The sequence below is a fragment of the Duganella callida genome (assembly GCF_004614165.1).
Lineage (GTDB): Bacteria > Pseudomonadota > Gammaproteobacteria > Burkholderiales > Burkholderiaceae_D > Rugamonas > Rugamonas callida.
Genome location: NZ_SPVG01000066.1, coordinates 1 through 2,668, shown reverse-complemented (window position 1 = coordinate 2,668; position 2,668 = coordinate 1). Strand labels below are relative to the sequence as shown.

Genomic DNA, 2,668 nt, shown 5'->3' with positions numbered 1-2,668 from the left:
GCGGGAAGGAGCACGCGCAGCGGCTGGCGGCTGCCGGGCGCGGCCGGCAGCACCGCCCATTGCCGCGGATCGATGGGCTGGCGCACTGCCGCCGTCACGCGCCAGCGCTGTTCAAGCGGGCGGCCCAGCTGCGGATCGTCGATGCGCAGGGTCACCGACTGGCCGTTGTGCAGCGCCGGCCCGAGCGCCAGGTTGGGACCGACGCCGCGCTTGATGCGTCCCGGGTGCAGCAACAGCGTCAGGGTTTTGCCGTCGCGGTCGCTTAGCGGCAGGTCGAGGAAGGCCTCGGGAATCGGCGCGCCGGCGCTGTCCAGCAGCGTGACGTGGGCCATGTCCAGCGGCGCCGCCAGCGGCCGCTCCAGGTGCAGCTCGATGCGCAGCAGGTTTTCCGCCACGTCCGGCCCCGACGGCGTGACGCTGGCGCCCCAGGCCGCGCCCGTCGCCAGCGCCAGCAGCGCCGCGCTAGCGGGCCAGTTCAGGATAGCCCTCGATGGTGCGCGCATATTTGTGGAAGTCGCGGAATTTGTCGCCGTCCGGATAGCGGTAATCCGGGAAGTCATACTCGTTGACGAAATCGCTCAGGCGCAGGTAGCCGCCTTTCGGGATCGACACCAGCTGCATCTCGCCGCCGGCGTCCGAGCGGCGCAGCGCCAGCAGCAGTTGCGCGTTGAGGTTGTCGACCCGCATGGTCGCCGCCATCGGCGTCATCGTCGCCTTGACGCCCAGATAGGGCTTGGCCGGCCACTCGATCGGCGTGTTCAGTCCCGGCGCGGCGGTGGCGCTGGCCAGATCGGCGGCGCTCAGCAGGTCGGCCGAGCGGCTGGAATTGACCAGCAAGGCATATTCCGCATCGCCCATCCTGAAGCTCACCAGGCCGTTGGGCGCGCTGCCCCATCCCAGTTCGCCCACGGTCTTGGCGGCGATATGCGCGCCGTCCTTCAGCTCCTTGAGCGGAATGGTGACCAGCGGCGTGCAGGTGTAGGCCGCCACCAGCGTCGGTTCGCCGCCGATGGTCATCACCGTCATGCTGCGGATCGGCGCGCGCGTTTCGATCTGGTTGTGCACCGGATGGTACATTTCGACCGTGGTGGCGCTGGCCTTGCCGGTGAACGGATAGTCGTAGACGCGCAGGGTGGAGGCAAAGCTGCGGTTCGACAGGCCCGCCACGTACAGCTTGTTCTGGTAGTAGCGCATGTCGGTCACGGTCAGCGTCTGTTCGGGCAGGTCGTGCCAGAAGGTGACGTCGGCCGTCGGCGCATCGCTGATCGGGGCCGAGCCCGACACCTTGCCGAGATCCAGCCGGCTGACCTTGCCGGCCGCGTCGATGCTGACGATGGCCGGCTTGCCCTGCCCCTTGGCGCCGCGCACGGTCAGCGCCACGTAGGCCACCTCGCTGCCGGGCTGCACCGCCAGGTCTTCGAAACGCAGCGCGGTCGGCGCCACACCCAGCGCCTTGGCGATCGGCGCCTGCACATCCAGCAGATTGAACGGTTTGCCCGCCGGCCTGGCGGGCGTCGGCAGCGGCAGCGCGTAGATGCGCGCGCCCTTCCAGTCCGCCACAAACAGCGTGCCGGCATCGCCGAAACTGAGCTTGCTGGCCGATTGCATGGCCGGCGGCGGCGCCGCGGACGCCGACTGCACTGCAAGGACCAGGGTCAACAACAAGCTGTGGCGGATATTCATCGTGCTTCCTCGGGTTGATGGCAAAAGTCCAGTATAGGCAGGCCGCCATGGCGCCGGCTCCGCCATTAGTCGGGGTTCCGGCCCGTAGGATTGTGTATGGATGCCGGCGCCGCGCCGGGCTATCATCAGGACATCCGCGATCCGCGACAGACAGGGGGAAGACATGGATTTACAATTGAATGGCAAGCTGGCACTGGTCAGCGGCAGCACGGCGGGCATCGGCTACGCCATCGCCGCCACGCTGGCGCGCGAAGGCGCCAGCGTGATCGTCAACGGCCGCACCCAGGCCGGCGTCGACGAGGCGGTGGCGCGCATCCGCGCGGAAACGTCGGCCACGGTGCATGGCTATGCCGGCGATCTGAGCCAGGCCGCCGCCGCCGAGGAGGTGGTGCAACGCTATCCGGGCATCGGCATCCTGGTCAACAACCTGGGCATCTTTGAGCCGAAGGCGTTCGAGGACATTCCCGACGCGGACTGGCTGCGTTTCTTCGATGTCAACGTGCTGAGCGGCGTGCGCCTGGCGCGGCTGGTGCTGCCGGCGATGAAGCGCGCCGACTGGGGCCGCATCATTTTCATTTCCAGCGAGAGCGCGGTGCAGATCCCGACCGAGATGATCCATTACGGCATGACCAAGACCGCGCAACTGGCGGTGTCGCGCGGACTGGCCGAATCGGTGGCCGGCACCGGCATCACGGTCAACAGCGTGCTGCCGGGACCGACCAAATCGCGCGGCGTCGGCGATTTCGTCGAGGACATGGCGCGCGCCAGCGACAAGACCTTCGAACAGGTGGAGGCGGAATTCTTCAGCCACGTGCGGCCGACCTCGCTGATCAAACGCTTCGGCACGCCGCAGGAGGTGGCGTCGCTGGTGGCTTACGTGGCCAGCCCGTTGGCCGCCGCCACCACCGGCGCGGCGCTGCGCGTCGATGGCGGCGTGGTCAAGAGCGCCTTCTAGCCGCCGCTTCACGCGGCACCGCCCGCGGCC

Annotated in this window: 2 protein-coding genes and 1 pseudogene; 1 reads left to right on the top strand and 2 read right to left on the bottom strand. The window is 68.6% G+C overall.

Annotation, left to right across the window (positions count from 1 at the left end; genetic code table 11):
- Nucleotides 1-503 (bottom strand): annotated as a pseudogene (locus E4L98_RS06570) (hypothetical protein); the annotation flags it as partial.
- Nucleotides 463-1,683, bottom strand: coding sequence for a hypothetical protein (locus E4L98_RS06565; RefSeq protein ID WP_229257285.1), 1,221 nt, complete (start codon nucleotides 1,681-1,683; stop codon nucleotides 463-465). The gene E4L98_RS06565 and the pseudogene E4L98_RS06570, both read right to left, overlap by 41 nt.
- A 163-nt stretch (nucleotides 1,684-1,846) precedes the next feature.
- On the opposite strand from E4L98_RS06565, the gene E4L98_RS06560 reads away from it, so the two are divergent.
- Nucleotides 1,847-2,638, top strand: a complete 792-nt coding sequence (locus tag E4L98_RS06560; protein WP_135200765.1) for an SDR family NAD(P)-dependent oxidoreductase — start codon at nucleotides 1,847-1,849, stop codon at nucleotides 2,636-2,638.
- Nucleotides 2,639-2,668: the final 30 nt, after the last annotated feature.

Bases quoted from the DNA above. Each gene is read 5' to 3' on its own strand.
- E4L98_RS06565 (WP_229257285.1), bottom strand. From the start codon at position 1,683: ATGAATATCCGCCACAGCTTGTTGTTGACCCTGGTCCTTGCAGTGCAG.
- E4L98_RS06560 (WP_135200765.1), top strand. From the start codon at position 1,847: ATGGATTTACAATTGAATGGCAAGCTGGCACTGGTCAGCGGCAGCACG.